General features: G+C 68.5%; 14 protein-coding genes and 3 pseudogenes. 12 read left to right on the forward strand and 5 right to left on the reverse strand.

The window, feature by feature from the left end:
* The first annotated feature begins 21 nt into the window (after positions 1-21).
* The 9 genes and pseudogenes from EDC02_RS07765 to EDC02_RS41395 all read left to right on the forward strand — a co-directional run bounded on the left by EDC02_RS07765 (position 22) and on the right by EDC02_RS41395 (position 9916).
* Complete coding sequence (locus EDC02_RS07765) at positions 22-753, forward strand: trans-aconitate 2-methyltransferase (protein ID WP_123601364.1); 732 nt, start codon at positions 22-24, stop codon at positions 751-753.
* On the forward strand, positions 740-2299 hold the full coding sequence (locus EDC02_RS07770) for an MFS transporter (RefSeq protein WP_123601365.1): 1560 nt from the start codon (positions 740-742) through the stop codon (positions 2297-2299). Before EDC02_RS07765 ends, EDC02_RS07770 begins: the two co-directional genes overlap by 14 nt.
* A gap of 123 nt (positions 2300-2422) precedes the next feature.
* Positions 2423-2836 carry a Fur family transcriptional regulator gene (locus EDC02_RS07775; RefSeq protein ID WP_123601366.1) on the forward strand — a complete coding sequence of 138 codons (414 nt, stop codon included), beginning with the start codon at positions 2423-2425 and terminating at the stop codon, positions 2834-2836.
* Positions 2829-3356, forward strand: a complete 528-nt coding sequence (locus EDC02_RS07780; RefSeq protein ID WP_123601367.1) for a flavin reductase family protein — start codon at positions 2829-2831, stop codon at positions 3354-3356. The genes EDC02_RS07775 and EDC02_RS07780 overlap by 8 nt, the downstream gene beginning before the upstream one ends.
* Positions 3357-3776: 420 nt before the next feature.
* Positions 3777-4388 (forward strand): hypothetical protein, encoded by a 612-nt coding sequence (locus EDC02_RS07785; protein WP_123601368.1) that lies wholly within the window; start codon positions 3777-3779, stop codon positions 4386-4388.
* 78 nt (positions 4389-4466) lie between these two features.
* Positions 4467-8093 carry a choice-of-anchor M domain-containing protein gene (locus EDC02_RS07790; RefSeq protein WP_148083363.1) on the forward strand — a complete coding sequence of 1209 codons (3627 nt, stop codon included), beginning with the start codon at positions 4467-4469 and terminating at the stop codon, positions 8091-8093.
* Positions 8094-8149: 56 nt separating this feature from the next.
* On the forward strand, positions 8150-8869 hold the full coding sequence (locus EDC02_RS07795; RefSeq protein ID WP_123601370.1) for a trans-aconitate 2-methyltransferase: 720 nt from the start codon (positions 8150-8152) through the stop codon (positions 8867-8869).
* A 226-nt stretch (positions 8870-9095) separates the two neighbouring features.
* A pseudogene (locus tag EDC02_RS42710) lies at positions 9096-9344 on the forward strand (recombinase family protein); the annotation flags it as partial.
* Between the two features lie 26 nt (positions 9345-9370).
* Positions 9371-9916: a hypothetical protein gene (locus tag EDC02_RS41395; RefSeq protein ID WP_233605794.1), complete on the forward strand. Its 546-nt coding sequence runs from the start codon at positions 9371-9373 to the stop codon at positions 9914-9916.
* An 860-nt stretch (positions 9917-10776) separates the two neighbouring features.
* Here EDC02_RS41395 and EDC02_RS07810 read toward each other — a convergent pair.
* Entirely contained in the window at positions 10777-11661 is an 885-nt protein-coding gene (locus tag EDC02_RS07810; protein WP_370461430.1) for an IS3 family transposase, read from the reverse strand.
* A 5-nt stretch (positions 11662-11666) separates the two neighbouring features.
* Complete coding sequence (locus EDC02_RS42715) at positions 11667-11960, reverse strand: transposase (RefSeq protein ID WP_370461403.1); 294 nt, start codon at positions 11958-11960, stop codon at positions 11667-11669.
* A gap of 178 nt (positions 11961-12138) precedes the next feature.
* Here EDC02_RS42715 and EDC02_RS07815 point away from each other — a divergent pair, with 178 nt between their 5' ends.
* Positions 12139-12387 (forward strand): hypothetical protein, encoded by a 249-nt coding sequence (locus EDC02_RS07815; RefSeq protein WP_158632088.1) that lies wholly within the window; start codon positions 12139-12141, stop codon positions 12385-12387.
* On the opposite strand, the gene EDC02_RS42315 is transcribed toward EDC02_RS07815, so the two are convergent.
* Positions 12384-12737, reverse strand: coding sequence for a transposase (locus EDC02_RS42315; protein WP_255500012.1), 354 nt, complete (start codon positions 12735-12737; stop codon positions 12384-12386). The two genes, EDC02_RS07815 and EDC02_RS42315, sit on opposite strands and share 4 nt — an antisense overlap.
* A gap of 100 nt (positions 12738-12837) precedes the next feature.
* Positions 12838-13701 (reverse strand): annotated as a pseudogene (locus EDC02_RS07820) (ISL3 family transposase); the annotation flags it as partial.
* A gap of 128 nt (positions 13702-13829) precedes the next feature.
* On the opposite strand from EDC02_RS07820, the gene EDC02_RS41400 reads away from it, so the two are divergent.
* On the forward strand, positions 13830-14438 hold the full coding sequence (locus tag EDC02_RS41400; protein WP_233606355.1) for a reverse transcriptase domain-containing protein: 609 nt from the start codon (positions 13830-13832) through the stop codon (positions 14436-14438).
* A gap of 237 nt (positions 14439-14675) precedes the next feature.
* On the opposite strand, the pseudogene EDC02_RS41405 reads toward EDC02_RS41400, so the two are convergent.
* Positions 14676-15878, reverse strand: a pseudogene (locus tag EDC02_RS41405) (recombinase family protein); the annotation flags it as partial.
* 249 nt (positions 15879-16127) lie between these two features.
* On the opposite strand from EDC02_RS41405, the gene EDC02_RS07830 reads away from it, so the two are divergent.
* Positions 16128-16859 carry a transposase gene (locus EDC02_RS07830; RefSeq protein WP_233606310.1) on the forward strand — a complete coding sequence of 244 codons (732 nt, stop codon included), beginning with the start codon at positions 16128-16130 and terminating at the stop codon, positions 16857-16859.
* The last annotated feature ends 136 nt before the right edge of the window (positions 16860-16995 follow it).

Genomic DNA, 16995 nt, shown 5'->3' on the forward strand with positions numbered 1-16995 from the left:
CATCTGATCGGAGGTGATCCGGTGCGTGACTACTACTCCCCGGTGGCCGAGTTCTACGAAATGGTCGCCGCCAGACAGGCCGCCAGCAGCGGACCGGCCCTGGCCCCCGTACTCGCCGGCGTCGACTCGACGTCCGGCCCGGTCGTCGAGATCGGCGCCGGCACCGGCCGGGTCACCGAGATCATCGCCGCGGCCCTGCCGAGCGCGCGGATCGTGGCGGTCGAGCCGTCCACCGCGATGCGGGCGGTGCTGACCAGCCGGGTCGCGACCGACGATACCCTGCGTCAGCGGGTCACCGTGGTCGACGCCGCAGCCCCGGACCTGCCGCTACCGGCGACCATCTGCGCCGCGGTCGTGTTCGGCGTCGCCGGTCACCTCGACGAACCAGCCCGGATCCGGCTGTGGCGGCGGCTGCGGAGCCGACTCGCCCCCGGCGGCGTGGTGGTCGTCGAGCTGATGGGCGTACGGCGGCCCCGCGAGATCCCACCGGCCCTGTCGATCCGCGACTCGATCGGCCGGCACGACTACGAATGGTGGGTCGCCGGCAGCCCGGCCGGTGGCGACCTCATGCGGTTCACCACCACCTGGCGGGTGTACCGCGCCGGACAGTTGATCCGTGAGGTGAGCGACAGCTACGACTGGCACACCATCGACAGCGATCAACTCACCCGTGAGTCCGGAATGGTCAGCCGACCGGCCGCGGCCGTCACCGGCGCCGGAGCCCCGGAGGTGGTCGTCCTTGCTGCCGCATGAGTCGGATACGGCAGCCCGCCGTACCCTGTTGACCGTCAGCGTCGCCGCCGCCATCACCACGATGGACATCACCATCGTGAACGTGGCGCTCGCGGCGATAGCCGCCGACCTGTCGGCCACCTTGCCTCAACTGCAGTGGATGGTCAACGCGTACCCGCTGCTGTTCGCCGCGTTGCTGTTGGTCGGCGGATCGGTGTCGGACCGTCTCGGCCGGCGGCGGATCTTCGTCGCTGGCGTGGTGCTGTTCACCATCGGTTCGTTGCTGTGCGGCGTCGCGCCTGCGCCGGGGGTGTTGATCGCAGGGCGGGCTGTGCAGGGCATCGGCGGTGCGCTCATCTTCGCGCCCGCGTTGCCGTTGCTGGCAGCAGCCTATCCCGGGCAACGGCGCAATGCCGCGATGGGAGTCTTCAGCGCGACCGCCGCTGTCTCCGCGGCGATCGCGCCGCTCGTGGGCGGTGCGCTTGTGTCGAGCCTCGGTTGGCGGTCCATCTTCCTGGTGAACCTGCTGCCCGGCGCGTTCGTCCTGTTCGGCGCGCTGCGCTGGCTACCGGCCTCCGGCCGGCAGGCGGGGCGTCGGCTCGACCTGGCCGGGGCTGTGCTGGGGGTGCTGCTGCTCGGCACGGTCAACCTGGCGGTCATCTCCGGTGCGGACGAGGGATGGACGCGACCGGTCACGCTCGTCGCGGCCGGGGTTGCGGTCGTCGCCCTGGTGCTGTTCGTCGCCACCGAGCATCGGACCGCTGATCCGATGCTGCAGTTGGCATTGTTCCGGATCCGGGCCTTCACCGGTGTCAGCGTGCTGAGCTTCCTCACCCGGGCCGTGGGCTTCGGGACGATGCCGTACCTGGTGCTGTGGCTGCAGGGCATGCTCGGCTACTCGCCGCTGCAGGCCGGGCTGCAACTGTCGGCCCTGTCGGTGGCGATCGTCGGTGGCAGTCTCGTGGTGGCGCGGCTGCAGCACCGGTACGGAACCCGAGCGGTCGTCGTCGCCGGGTTCGTCGCCATCTGCGGGGGATACCTGCTCGTCGCCCGGGTCGGTGCCGAGTCGACCTGGCTGGTCGTGCTGCCCGGTCTGCTGCTGATCGGCGCCGGCATGGGGCTGCTGTTCGCGCCGCTGATGGGCATCTCGGTGTCGGTGGTGCCGCCTCAGCAGGCAGGCATGGCTAGCGGTACGGCGAACGCGTTCTTCCCACTCGGCACCGCGGTCGGTGCTGCGGTCTTCGGCGCGGTGCTCGCCGGCCGGGTCGGCTCCGGGCTGTCCGACGACGCCGTGCGGTCCGTCGGGGTGTCCGGGCAGACGGCAACGGAGGTACGGGAGCTGGCGTCGGCCGGTCGGTTCACTGATCTGCCGCCCGAGGTGGCGATGCTGGCCCGGGTCGCCTTCGTCGACGGACTGGCCACGGTCGCCTGGGTGGCCGCGGGGGCGGCGGCCGTCGGAGTCGCGGTGGCGTTGGCGACGGTTCCGTCCGGACGAGACAGGCCCGCCGTCGCTGCCGGACGAGCATCGACGAACGCCGACGTACGGGCACCGGACGGCGGCGACTGATCGGGAAGGTCAGGCGATGTGGGTGCCGGTTGCCTGCCACCGGCGGCCGGCACCCACATCGCCACCGACCTTCCTCACCGCCATTATGATAATGGGTATCGTTATTGACAAGGGGGTGGCGTCGTGAAGCAGCCGCCTGCGGAAGCTGGCCGCTCCACCCGCCAGCGCAACGAGATCCTTGCCCTGCTGGCCGCGACCACCGAGTTTCGCAGCGCTCAGCATCTGTACGCCGAGCTGCGCGCACAGGGTTCGACCGTCGGTCTGACGACCGTCTACCGGACCCTGCAGGTGTTCGCCAACGCCGGGCAGGTGGACGTGATGCACGGCGTCGGTGGCGAGCAGCTGTACCGTCGGTGCAGCCAGACCGAGCACCATCACCTGGTCTGCCGGCTGTGCGCCCGTACCGTGGAGGTGGTCGGACCACCCACCCAGGAGTGGATCGGCCAGGTCGCCGGCGAACACGGCTTCACCGACGTCAACTACATGCTCGAGCTTTTCGGAGTCTGCACCGACTGCGCCCGGCACGGCGATGGCTGAACGGTCCCGGCCCACGGTGTCGGCAAGCCGGTTCCGCGAACTGATGCGCGCCTACCCGACCGGCGTGGTCGCGGTGACGGCGGCCACCGACCGGGGGCCGCGCGCCCTGCTGGTCGGCTCCTTCTTCTCCGTCTCTCTCCGGCCGGTGCTGGTCGGGTTCTGCGTGGGGAAGCAGTCCACGACGTGGCCGGACATCCGCCGGACGGCCCGGTTCGGGATCGGCATCCTCGCTGCCGACCAGGAGGACCTTGGAACGGCGCTCGCCGCGCCCGGCCCGCAACGTCTGGCCGGAGTGCCGTGGCGGCCGTCCAGTACCGGTGTTCCGGTTCTACCTGGCGTGCTCGCGCACCTGGAATGCGTGCCGGGCGCCGAGCACCGGGCCGGCGACCACACGATCGTCGTCGCGGAGGTCCGCTCCATCGAAAGCCTGCGCGACCATCAGCCGCTGATCTTCTGCCATCGGACCTTCGGCACCGTCGCCGACGCCCGCGGCGGCGAACGGCCGGTGCTGTCCGGCTGATCGCCAACGTTCGGCGGGAGAGTTGATCGCGGACATGTGCGACGAGCCCTGGTGCGGCCCGTGTGCCGCTGTCTGCGTCGTCGGTAGCCCGGTTGACGGCGGCCAGTGGCGCTGAATGCTCGTCGCGCTCCCGGCGGTTCGGCTCCTCGGTGAATGGTTCGAGCCATGCGGGGTCGCGGTCGGGTGTTGGCCCGGGATCTGGCCAGATCGTCTTGACAGGGCGGCGGTCCGCCGCTTAGATCAAGATGAAAGTCATTTTCATTAGTGCCGCTAATGTGTGACGTGCTGGAAGGAGCCGTTGTTCCTCCACTGCGTACTCCTCAGTGGCTTCAACCCCAGTTAGTGAGAGGCGGCCGAGACATGGCTGTTGTCCAGACACTGAGGAACGCTGGCCTTCTGCGCTCCGCGAGGCGGCGCACGGTGGGCGCGTTCGCGGCCGGCGCCTGCGGATTCCTGTTGGCCGTAGCGGCAGGGTCGCCCGCCCAAGCGGGCGTCTACGCCACCAACGACATCACCGCCGGTCACATCGACATCGTCAACATCGAGTGCCCGTCCAGCCCGACGCTCGCGCTGACCACGAAGATCGGTTCGGGCACGCCGATCAACCCGGTCGACATGCACAACTACGCGTTCGTCTACGACGACCTGAGCACCGCCGTGACCTGGGTGCCGACGACCGGGACCGCCGGATACTGGAAGATCGACATCGGTCCGGCCACCCAGTCGTCCGCTCCCTGGGTCGGGTTCAACTTCGAAGGTTCCTGCCCGGGAAGTGGGGCGGTGTGGATGAGCGCCGCCGGCGCGAACCCAGGTGACGTCCGCCTGTTCAACTCGGCAGGCTCGCAGGTGCTGGGCACGTCGTCGGGCACGTTCACGCTCGGGTCGGGAGCTCACAACCACTTCGAGTGGCGCTTCTACGCGCCATCGAAGGCGACCACCGCGCAGACCTACAACCTGTACTTCGGATTCTCCACCTCCGCGCCGCTGTCCACGCAGAACTGGCTGGCAGCGAAGTTCGTGATCGTTCCCTGATCGGAGCGGGGGCGGCCGTGACACGGCCGCCCCCGCTACCCGGATGGCGACCGGTCCGTGCAGCAGAAAGGAACACCCGTGCAGTCTCTTGGGCAGTGTCGGTGGACACCGAGGTCGACGTATGCGGCGCTGGCGGCGGCCGCTGTCGTGGCCGCGCTGATTTCCGCCCCGACACCGGCCGCCGCCACCGTGCCGGCGGAGGTCTCCGCAGGTGAGTACGAGTTGACCTCGTATCCGGTCAAGCGTGGTGGGCTCACGATCGGCCTCGCCGACCGTGGTGAGATCACCGAGGTCACGGGGGAGACGCTCACGTTCCGGCTGCCGAGTCAGGCGTCCTACCCGGTGCCTGACTCCGACGCGTACGCCTGGCTCGGCGCGGCGGGATCGCCCGGCTACGCGACCGAAGGCTGGCTGACCGGTTCGTCGGCGGTCAAACTGTCGCTGTCCACCCGGGGCGTCGCGGGCTACGACTACTACGACGACCTGCTCGCCGACGGCGGCCGGATGTCCTTCGCCTTCTCGGAGGTGACCGGTCCGGGCGACTTCGCCTTCTACCAGATCTCCGACCTGCCGTTCCTGTCCCCGGAGCCGAACGCCCCGGCCGGCGCGCGGTTCGGCACCGGGGTCCAGCGCGACGGCGCCCCGCAGGGGTCGACCCCCGTCGAGCTGGCACCCCGGACGACGATCAACGACCGCTTCCGCTTCTCGGCGGCCGGGATGTTCTGCCTGACCGTGACGACGAGCGCACCGTTGTCGGACGGCACCACCGCGAGCGCCACGGTGCGGCTGCGAGTGGCGGTCGGCGACGAGATCGCCTCCGACGCCGGGTGCGGTGACACCCCCGACGACACCGATCCCGGTGATCCGACCGATCCGACCGATCCGACGGATCCCACCGATCCGACGGATCCCGGTGGTCCGTCGGTCGCCGACTGGGTGGTCCGCGACGGCCACATCGACGCCGTCGCGGCACGGATCGACCCGGTCGACGGTGTGGACACGTTGTCGCTGCAGGCCAGGTACGACGTACCCGGCGAGTTGCGGACCGAGTGGATCGAGTACGACGACCTGGTCGTGGTCGTTCCGGACTCCGTCACGCTGACGACGCCTGCCGTGTACGGCGGCGGTGACGACTGGTCGTTCATCGCCCCGCCGGCCACGTCGTACTGGAACCTGCCGCTGGGCCAGCAGGCCGGCGCGCCGTGGGCCGGGCTCAGCACCGAGTCACCGACCCTGGCCGGGCTGGCACAGGACCGGGTGCTGTGGCGGGTCGACGCCGTCACCGGGCCGGGCGACCAGCCAGCCCCCGGCGACGTCGTGCTGTGGGAGGGCCAACCCCAGCGGGCGGGCATCGGAATGGAGCGCATCGACCTGCCGGTGTTCAGCACGAAACTCGGCCTACCGGCGGCGCGCTGGGTGCCGTTGCACACCCACGCCCACTTCAACTGGTCGATCACCGGGCCCGGTGTCTACTGCGTCGCGATGACCCTCGAGGCGCAGACCGCGCCGGGCCGGCGGGTCGCCGCCGCGCAGCAGCTCACCCTCGCGGTCGGCGACGACGTCGACGCGTCCACCGTCACGCCGTGCGGGCGGACCCGGGACTACCCAGAGCGCGGCGCCGCCGCGCCGGCACCGGACCCGGTGTCGACGCCGTCGGTGCTCGGCGCGGCCGCGTCCTCCCTGGTCAGCACGATCGCTGAGGCAGGCCTGGAGACCCAGCTCGCGGTCCTCGACCCGACGCTGGCCGCACCGGGCGTGCCCCACGACCCGGAGAGCGTGATTTTCCACCGTCCGGCTGCGTTGTTCCGGGCCGGCACCGGCAACGTGCCCGGCTTCGACACCGGCGTGTACGGCAACTCCATGCAGGTGATCCGCTGGGACACCACCGGAGTCCGGCCGGAGCAGCTCGACGGTGACCTGCGATGGTCGCTGCACTCGGTGGCGGGTCCGGGCAACGTCGCGCTGTCGCACGGCCCCACCCAGACCGGGCCGTTCGTGTTCAACACCGCCACCGGTCAGCGCGAGCCGCACCAGTTGTGGCCGGGTGCCGGTAGCGGTGAGACGAACAGCGCCGTCCTGTGGTCCTTCAGCCGGCCGGGGAAGTACTGCCTGACCCTGGAGTGGGCGGCGGACCTGCCCGGCGGCCGTGAAGCGGTGGATCGTAAGACGCTCACGTTCGTCGTCGACGGCCCACTCGACCCCACCGTCCGCGCCAACCTCGACGGCACCTACCCCGGTGCCGCCTTCACCCACGATAACGAAACGTTGACGAAGACCTGTGTCGACGGTGGACGGCCTACGCGGCCTGAGGAGGTGCCCGTCCCCGGCGGTGAACCTGATCCGGTCGACGACCCCTGGAACGTGCCGAACTGGTCCCGGACCGCGTCCGGTGCGGTCATCCTCAACCGCGGGCACGTCGACATCGCCTCGACCCTCGACGAGGGCGGGCTCCGTACCCGGGTGAAGGACACCACCACCGAGGGGATGTCCCACTCACCCGACGGCAACGCCGCGTACTGGCATGAGACGTCGGACGTGGTGCTGCAGCTGCTTCCGGAGTCCGCGACAACCGTGCCGGATGAGGCGTACACCTTCATCGGACCGGTCGGCAGCCGGATCTGGAACCTGCCGCAGACCGAACAGCCAGGACTGCTGTGGCCGGGCTGGTCCGCGGAGACGATCCGCCCGGCCGACCTCCTCGGAGGCGGTCTGAACTGGTCACTCACCGCGGCCCGTGGACCCGGTGACGTCTTCGTCCACCAGACCGGCCCGCTCGGTGCTCCGGTGCACGTCTTCGACTCCGCCAACGGGCTGCCGGACACGACCCGCATCGGCGCCGACTCGCATGTGCACGCCAACTGGACGTTCACGGCGCAGGGCAGCTACTGCCTCGCGTTCGCACGCACCGGCAGCCGGTCCGACGGCACCGCGCTGTCGGACGCCTTCACCCTGGCGGTCGTCGTCGGTGAGGTCGACCCGACCGGCGTCGACCCGCAGGGCTGCGCCGACCTGCTGCCCGGGGACGACCCGGACCCGGGGGACGATCCGTGGATCGTGCCGAACTGGTCCCGGACCGCATCCGGTGCGGTCATCCTCAACCGTGGCTACGTCGACATCGCCTCGGCTCTCGACGACGGGCTGCGCACCACGGTGCGCGACCTGACGGTCGAAGGGCTCGCCCACTCCCCGCAGAGCAACGCCGCGTACCTGCACGAAACCTCGGACGTGGTGCTCCAGCTGCTTCCGGCGGCCCGGACAGCGGTGCCGAACCAGACGTACTCCTTCATCGGACCGGTGGGCACCCAGGTCTGGGGTCTGCCGCAGGCCGAACAGGCGGGCCTGCTCTGGCTGGGCTGGTCCGCGAAGACCATCGGTCCGGCCGACCTCGCCGGGCACGGGCTGTCCTGGTCGTTGACGGCCGTCGACGGACCCGGTGACGTCTTCGTCTATCAGACCGGCCCGTTCGGTGCTCCGGTGCACGTCTTCGACTCCGCCGACGGGTTGGCGGACACGACCCGGATCGGCGCGGGCACCTACGCGCACGCCAACTGGATGTTCACGGCGCAGGGCAGTTACTGCCTCGCGTTCGAACGCACTGGCAGCCGGTCCGACGGCACCGCGCTGTCGGACGCCTTCACCCTGGCGGTCGTCGTCGGTGAGGTCGACCCGACCGGCGTCGACCCCCACGACTGCTACGGTTCGTAACTGTTCAAGGGCCCATCGCCGATCTGGGCGGCGGGTCCGGGGAAGGAGAGTCTCCGTTGCTCGATCATTATCAGGACTCCGGCGAGTTTCTCGACCTGCTGAGCGTCGATGCCTGGCGGGCGCTGCGGGCACCGGTCCGGCAGGCGCTCACCGGTGCCCGTGCCGACGCGCCCGCTGTGGACCTGGGCGCGGGTAGCGGGCGTGGCGTTCAGATCCTGGCCGAGTCCGTACCGGGATGCGACATCATCGCGGTCGAACCGTCGCCGGTGCAGCGAGCGGCCCTGCACGCGCGGATCGTCGACGATCCTGATCTCGCTTCCCGCACGAGCGTGGTCGCCGCGACCGCCGAGCAGGTCGATCTGCCGGAGACGATCGGTGCGGCGCTGGCGATCAACATGATCGGCCATCTGTCGGTGGCGGACCGCCGGATGCTCTGGCAGCGGCTGGCCATCCGGCTGCGGGCCGGTACCCCACTGGTGGTGAACCTGCAGCCGCCGTCGGAAGCGGTCGCGGTCGGCGAAGCCGAGTTCACTACGGTACGAGTCGGTCGGTTGCGCTACCGCGGGAGCGGATCCGCGCAACCGGCCGGGCCCGGTCAGGTCACGTGGCGGATGCGCTACCAGGTGCTCGACGACGAGGACCAGCCGGTGCGTGAGGTCTCGGCCGAGTACCCCTGGCAGGTGATGTCGCAGGCTGAGCTGCTCGACGAACTGTCAGCTGCGGGGTTCACCACCGAGGTCGGCCAACTCGGCATCGTGCGCGCGGTCCGGGCCTGAGCAGCCCTTGGCCGTAGGCGCGGTTCCCCAGCTGGTTGTCCGGCGACAGAACGACCGCCAGCGGCGGCCAGGATCCCGTTGGCGGGCTTCCCGGACCTATCCCGGCACTTGAGCGCTTCCTCGGCGGCCGTCCCCCGTACGGCTACCAGCTCGCCGACGCCGGCCCGCATCCGAACCCGAGCAAGGCGGCCGACGACTGCACCGCCTCGAACCCGACCCGCTCACCGTGCCGGTCGTCGCCCGGATCTATCGCGAGTTTCTCGCTGGCTCGGGCATCTACGCCATCGCCGAAGGACTCACCCGCGACGGTATCCCTTCACCATCTGCGGCTGACCCCCGGCGCAACCCCCATCGACATGGCAACGCCTGGGCCAAGAGCGCCGTACGCGTGATCCTGTCCAACCCCCGCTACACCGGCCGTCAGGTCTGGAACCGGCAACGCAAAGCCGAGATCCTCATCGACATCGAGGACGTCGCCCTCGGCCACGAAACGAAGATGCGGTGGAACCCCGCCCGCGAGACGCCAACAGCATCGCTCACCCCCGCAGCCTCTACGTCCGCGAGGACAGGATCATCGAACAGGTCGATCCCTGGATCAGTAGGGCGTTCAGACCCGCCACCCTGCAAGCCATCGCCGACGCCAAACACAACGACGCCGACCAGCAGCACATCGCCGTCGCCCGCGAGAAGCTCGCCATCATCCAGACCAAGCTCGACCGCTACCGGGCCGCGCTCGAAGCGGGCACCGACCCGGCACTCGTCCAGCAATGGACCACCCAGGTCCAAGCGGAGACGGCCACCGCAGAGGCTGAGCTACGCCAGGTCACTGGCCGCCGCGCCATGACCCCCGCCGAGATCCAGACCGTGGTCGAGGAGCTCTCCGGCATCGCCAACGTCTTGCGCACCGCCGACCCCGTCGACAAGGCCCAGGTCTACCAGCAGCTCGGACTCAGGCTCACATACAAACCAGGCCTCCGCATCATCGAAGCGGAGGCCAACCCTGATGGATCATGTACTGAGCTGATCTCAGCGACGCGAATGTGTTGATTGGCGCGACACGGACGAAGCCGGTGAAGTCGGGCGGTGCTGGAGGAGGGCGTGGGGCCCTCGGTAGGTAGTTCTCACCACAAGATCACCTACCGGTGAGGACCCCACGTGATCGCATATCGTGCCACGCTGTGCGCCACGAGGCGCTGTATCCCGGACGGGGGTGAGAGACCGCCCGTTTCCTCGCCGCCGTAGCGGCGGGGTGAAGCTGGAGGTAGCCGTGTCCCGGGGGTCGCTGGGATGGGGTGGGAGCAGCCTCGACAAAGTCACGTCGGTTCGGTACTGCCGGACGGGCCGGGCGTGGTGAGCAAGACGAGAAGGTATACGCAAGGAACCGGTGCTGTTACGCCTCTTGACACGATGCCAGCTGCAATCCGGTGGATTGGCTGGTTTGCGGTGCGCACCTGCCCTTCATGACGGGCAGGGAACTCACGGTCGGGGTCTATCGTGTCCCGGCCGGGAGGCCACGGTGAAGGACTACGGCGTACCCGTGGCGATGCCGCAGGGGTAGAGCCGGGTGCCTAACTCGTCGACCGGGCATCAGCGAACGTGGGAAGCATCCGCGACGCGTTCCATCCGGGCTGGCCTGCCAGGTCAGCATTGGGGTGGATAGGCGCGACGCCAGCCGAAGGTCTGCGGATGTGACGGAGCCGTCGTAGTACTCCGAGCCGGGGAAAGCCCGAGCGCATGGGGAAGGGCGGCAGCGTGTTCAAGTCAGAGAGGGACCGTAATGTCCGAAGATGCGCTGGTGAACACCGGCGCTGCTGTCTGCTGGCCGAGCAGTGACTGGGCCGGGGCGGTGGTACGGAGGATGCAGTGAGGGGCCTCGCGTTTTCCGGACAGTGGTTCGGCCGGTTCTTTCACGCCGCGATTTGAAGGTTCTCGAACTCTGCGTGGACTTCCCGGGGAGGTCGGTAGCCCACCGCTGAATGCAGACGCTGACGATTGTGCCAGAATTCGATGTAGGCAGTAACGTCCCGACGTGCCGCCTCACGCGTGGGATACTTCACACGCGACACGCGTTCGTTCTTCAGTGCACCGAAGAACGATTCCGCCATCGCATTGTCGAAACAAATTCCGGTCCGGCCAGCGGATCGCCGCAACCTCAGATCCCGAAGCGTTCTGCCGTAGTCGTCCGACATGTAGTTGCTGCCCCGGTCCGAATGAAAGATGGCGTTCTTTCTGAGTTCGCGATTCCGGGCGGCGTTACGGATGGCGCGGGAGATCAACGGCGTCTGGTAGTGGTCGTCCATCGCGTACCCGATGACTTCCTTCGTGCAGCAGTCGATGACGGTCGCCAGATACAGCCACCCCTCGCCGGTCGGGATGTACGTGATGTCGCCGACGAGCTTCTCCCCAGGCGCGTCGGCGGTGAACTCCCGGCCGACGAGGTCAGGCACCGTGCCGGACGACGACTGGGTGAGTCCCCACCGCCTCGGGCGGGGCTGGCACGGCACGAGCCCGAGCTCGCGCATCAGCTGGCGGACGAGTTCCGGCCCGGCGGACACGCCCTGGCGCCGCAGTTGCGCGTGGACACGTCGATGCCCGTAGGTGCCGTCAGACGCGGCGAACACCTCCTCGATGGCCGATCGAAGGTGGGCGCGGCGGGTGGCGGTCGCGGAGTCGGGGCGGGTTCGCCATTCGTAGTATCCGGACCTGGACACGCCGAGTTGTTCGCACATGAAGTCGACGGGGTAGGCGTACTTCGCGGTGTCGAGTCGCATCGTCTCGATGAACTCGTACAAGCTCGTTACCGAGGGTCCTTCGCGAAGTACGCCGCGGCTTTTTTCAGGAAGCTGTTCTCCATTTCGAGTTCCCGGTTGCGGCGTTCGAGTTCCTTCAGTCGAGCGCGCTCGTCGATGCCGATCTGTGGGCTGTTCTGGGCGCCGCTGTTTTCCCGCCGGTACTGGCGGACCCAGGAACGCAGCGTCTCCGGGTGAACGTCGATCTCCCGGGCAACCTGCGACACTGGCTTGTTCGACTGTAGAACGAGTTGCACTGCTTCTTCACGGAACTCTGGGGTGTATGAGCTTATGCGTGCCATCGCGCTTCTTCCCTCGACTTTCCTAACAGGGTAACCTTATTGGCTCCCTGTCCGGAATCCTCGGGGCACCTCACAGACCAAACTGCACCGGTGGGCGCTCGATGATTCCGAGCGCCGGTTCGGTGATCTGGCAAACCTCGTTTACGACCGAGCGTTCCTGGTGCGCGCGTGGGAGCGGGTGTCCACCAATAAGGGATCGCGGACGGCGGGTATCGATCGGGCCACGGTGGCCTGGATCGAGACCACGATCGGGGTCGAGGCTTTTCTGGGCCACATTCGGCACTTGCTGAAGTCTGGTGAGTTCCGGCCGGTTGAGGTGCGGCAGGTGATGATCCCGAAGGCGGGCGGCAAGCTGCGCAAGCTGGGCATCCCCACCGTGGTCGACCGGGTGGTGCAGGCGAGCCTGAAAGCGGCTCTTCGAAGTTAAGCGGGGTTGAGGTGTCCGCGGCTTTTCCGGGTGGTCGCGCAGCGGGTTCGTAGGCGTTGGTTGATCGGGTTGCGGAAGCCGTAGGCGTCGCGGGCGACGGTTTTGATGACTCGGTTGGTGCCTTCGGAGCCGGCGTTGGTGATGCCGGTGTGCAGGAACGCGAGGATCTGGGGCCACCAGATCTCGATCGTGGTCGCGAGGCGGGCGAGTTCGGGTAGACCGCTGTCGGCGCAGCGTTGGTAGAAGCGGTGCAGCAGTCGAGCGACGTTTTCCCGGTCCGGGTGGGTGCGGGCCAGGGCCAGCAGGTCGAGGAGGTCTTCCTTGGCGTTCCACGCGGCGAGGACCGGCACGCTGATGCCGGCGGGTATGCCCGGCGATCTCGTCGCAGAGCTTGTCGACGCGTTCCGCGCGCATCCGCTTCGCGGAGCGGGTCAGCCGGTTACGCAGGTCCCATTCGCGGTCACCGGCGCGGCCCCGGCGGCCCCGGACCTGCACGGTGACCCGGCGGCGGACCTCGTTGAGGGCCTGGTGGGCGAGTTGCACGACGTGGAAGTGATCGACGACGAGGATCGCGTGCGGCAGCGCCTCACGGACCGCGGACTTGAAGATCGTGCACATGTCGATCGCGACGTACCGGACCTGATCGCGCCACGTCTGGCTGCGGTGGCCGAGCCAGTCGATGACCACCTGGGCGGTGCGGCCCTCGACCTGGCCCAGTAGTCCCTGACCGCCGGACAGGTCACACATCCCGACGTGCCACCGGTCCACACTGCTCTGCCACGCCTGGCTGACCTGGTCGAAGACCCACTTCGGCCGGCCCCGGCGGGTCTCGTCGATCCCGAGGACCTCCACCGGTTCCGGTTCGTCGGGCAGCACCACGCCCGCGTGGGCGGTGAACGCCGCCGCGACCACCGGCCAGGACAGGTCATGGTCACGGGCGGACTGTACGACCGTGCGGGCGCCGTCGGCGACCGCCGCCCCGGCGGCCTGCCGCAACCGGGCGGTCACCCGATGCCGGGCTGGGACCTGCGCCACCTGCTCGGTGAACGTCCGGCGCCGACATCCGCCGTGGTCGCAATGCCAGCGGCGTTTACGCCACCGTAGCCGCGTCGCCCGGCCCGCCACGGGAAGGTCCCTCGGCCGGGTCGTCACCCAGTCCTTGACCCGCCGGGCCCGCACACCGCAGTCCGGGCAGCATTGTGCCTGCTCATCGGCGGTAGACAGAGCAACCACCGGGACACCGTCGGGGTCCAACCTGACCCGATCCACCACCAGGCCGTCCAGGCCCAGCAGCCGGGTCGTATCGTTGACCATGCTCGCAGCTCTCCGCTTGTGACCATCCGATCTAGACACTCAGATGATCACCGAAGGGCTGCGAGCCCTCTACGCCAGGGGCGCCGTCAACCGCGAACCCCGCTCAACTTCGAAGAGCCCTGAAAGCGGTGCTCGAACCCATCTACGAGGCGGACTTCAAACCGTGCTCGTACGGGTTCCGTCCCAACCGGCGCGCACAGGACGCGATCGCCGAGATCCACCACCTCGGAACCAGTGGATACCACTGGGTCTTCGAGTCGGACATCCAGCGTTGTTTCGACGAGATCGACCATACGGCGCTGATGACCCGGCTCCGGGACCGGATCAAGGACAAGCGGGTGTGCGTGTGGGTGAAGGCGTTCCTGAAAGCCGGAGTCCTGACGGAGAACGGCGACCGAGAAGAGACGCTCACGGGAACGCCGCAGGGCGGGATCCTCACGCCCCCAACGCAATGGGTAACTTCGGGTTTGGTCACCCTGTGTTGCGGGTTGGTCGTGGTCTGCTTGGCTGGTGGAGCCTGGTGTGGGGGTGGGGATGCGGTGTCGGATGGTGATCTTCTCGGGTCCGACGAGGACGTCCTTGACGAGCAGTCTCAGGACGTGTTGGCGTTCTTCGACTTCGGCAGTGTTGGCCCGGTTGCGGAGCTGGGTGAGGAAGCCTTCGAGGTTGTCGGCGAGTTTGAGGTAGGCGTCGCGGTCGGCGGCCTGGGCGTTGAGGGCGTCGATCTGGACGCGTAGGCCGGTTTCGCGGGCTCGGAGGTCGGGCATTCGGGCGCGCAACTCGTCGATGGTGACGAGTTGTTCCTGGAATGCCTCGATCATGCGGGTGATCGCCGCCGTGGCTTTCGCGAGGGCGGCCTCGAGGCGTTTGCGCTGGTGGGTGACCGGGTCGGAGGTTCGGGCCTGCTCTAGGCGGCGGTCGATCTCGCCGCGGATCATGGTCGGGTCGGTGAGCAGGGCGCCGATGTGGTCCCAGACGACCTGGTCTAGGTAGTCGGCGCGGACCGGTTTGTTGGCGCAGACCCGGCCGCCTTCGTAGCGGTAGTCATCCGATCCGAGGCATCGATAGTAGAAGATCTTCTTCTTCGCGGTCGTGGTGGTGTTGGTCCGGTAGTAGGCGTATCCGCAGCCTGAACAGGCTGCCAGGCCCTGCAGCAGGGATGGGATCTTGGTGTTGCGGGCGGCGAAGCGCTTGTTGTCGACCAGCCGCCCGGCGACCCGTTCGAAGGTCTGCTCGTCGATTATCGCCGGGACGGCGATGGTGATCTGCTCGGCGAGGGGCCGGTCGACGACCTTGACCGCGCGTGGTGTGGCCCGGCCCTCAAGCCGGGCTCTGCGGTTCAGACCTGGGGATTCGTTGATCGTCATGGTTTTGCCGAAGACCGCCTGGCCTGCGTATGCGGGGTTGCGGAGCATGGCCCAGACGACCGAGCGGTCCCAGCGGGTCTTGCCCGTGCGTGTGGGCACGCCCTGTTCGGTGAGCCACCGGGTCAGGTCGGCGATGGAGGCGCCGTCGTCGGCGTAGCGGCGGAACAACTCGGCGACCAGCACCGCCTCGCCCTCGACGATGGCGTAGGCGGCGCCGGCATGGTCGCTCTTCTTGACGTAGCGGTAGCCGAACGGGGCGCCGCCCAGGACGTTGACAGATCCGGCCTTGGCCCGGTGCTGCTTCCCGCGGCGGCTGCGTTCGAGGATCTGCGCCTTCTCGTACTCGGCGAACATGCCCTGGAACTGCACCAGCAGGGCGTCCTCGGGGCTGTCCCCGCGAGGACCGTTGACGAACTCGACCCGGGTCCCGGCCCGGGAGAACTCCTCGATCAGCAGTGCCTGGTAGGCGAACTTGCGGGCCAGCCGGTCCGGCGAATAGCACAGGATCACATCCACCCCGACGCCGGCGACCAGGTCCCGCAGCCGCTCCAGGGCCGGACGGACCAGGGTCGCGCCGGAGTGTCCCTCGTCTTCGAACACCCACTCGGCGGGCACCTCAAGCCGATTCCGCTCGGCGTGCGCGCGCACCGCCGCGGTCTGCGACACGATCGTGTCGTCCTGCTTCTGCCGGGCCGAGGACACCCGGGCGTAGATCGCCGCGCTCGTCATCAAGGAAACTCCGTATCTCGGCGTCGCGACCAAGCCGGGCCCGCCGTTGGGGGACAAGAACCTGATAGGCGGCCGACACATCCGCCGCGCCGTGGCGGTCGAAGACGAACTCCGTCTCGACCACCCGGTCGCTCACCAGCGCGGACGCTGACTGCGACCCCGTTGAAGGAACTCGGCCTCCCCCAGTCAGTGGGAGAATTAGGTCATCGAGGCCGGTAAGGGAAAGATGCACCTGGCCTGCAAGGATGTGAGTGTCGAAGTCATATCCATAGCAGAAACGGGTGCACCTTTCCGGTGAGTAAGAGTACGGGATGGGCCACACGGTTGCGGGTGGCCGTGGGCGGCAAGGGTCTGGTCGGGCACGCGGGCGCGGTGTTGCTGCGGCAGTGCGCGGACCGGACCGGTCTGACCTCGGCGTTGAACAAGGTCCTGCCGCGCGGGAGCGGGCCGGGGTGGTGGGACCGGGGCACGGTGCTGGTCTGTCTGGCGACCGCGATCGTGCTCGGCGCGACGAGCATGTCCGATATCGGGCTGTTGGCGCATCAGGCCCTGGTGTTCGCGGATCCGCCGTCGGAATCGACCGTCCGCCGCGCTCTGGCCGGGCTGGACGAGACAGCGTTACGCCGGATCGCCACCGCGCGGGCGAAGGTCCGCGCCCGGGTATGGGACCTCCTCGCCCGCCGGCCGCAGGGATTTCCGTGGCTGACCGTGGCCGGGAAACCGTTGACCGGGTGGGTGGTCATCGACATGGACGCCACGTTGATCACCGCGCACAGTGACAAGCAGGGCGCGGCCGCCACCTTCAAGAAGGGCTACGGACACCACCCCCTCGGGGCGTGGTGCGCCAACACCGCGGAAAGTCTGGCCATGCTGCTGCGCCCCGGCAACGCCGGATCGAACACGGTCAGCGACCACACTGCGCCACGAGGCGCTCTGTCATATCCCCAGCACAGTTGGGAAGAATTCGAAGGGAAATTCTTGGGTCCAATGGCTCACCTGGATCTGAAAAGTGAAGGGAACCGTAGCATGCCAGGAAATCACCGCTCGTGTTCAGACGCATGAAACGAGGCGACGAGGGACCCGCGCGTCATGGTTAAAGCTGGATTGCCTGAACCCCAATTCCCGGTAGGTGAAGCGGCTGACTCCCGCCGGAAAGGCGTCTGCAACCGGCGTCACGCTCTGCGTCGACATGATGTGG

The organism is Micromonospora sp. Llam0 (assembly GCF_003751085.1).
In the GTDB taxonomy this organism is placed as follows: Bacteria; Actinomycetota; Actinomycetes; order Mycobacteriales; family Micromonosporaceae; genus Micromonospora_E.

Excerpts from the sequence above, each read along its gene's own strand:
- EDC02_RS42715 (WP_370461403.1), bottom strand. The coding sequence starts at position 11,960 with ATGGCACGCATAAGCTCATACACCCCAGAGTTCCGTGAAGAAGCAGTG.
- EDC02_RS07780 (WP_123601367.1), top strand. The coding sequence starts at position 2,829 with ATGGCTGAACGGTCCCGGCCCACGGTGTCGGCAAGCCGGTTCCGCGAA.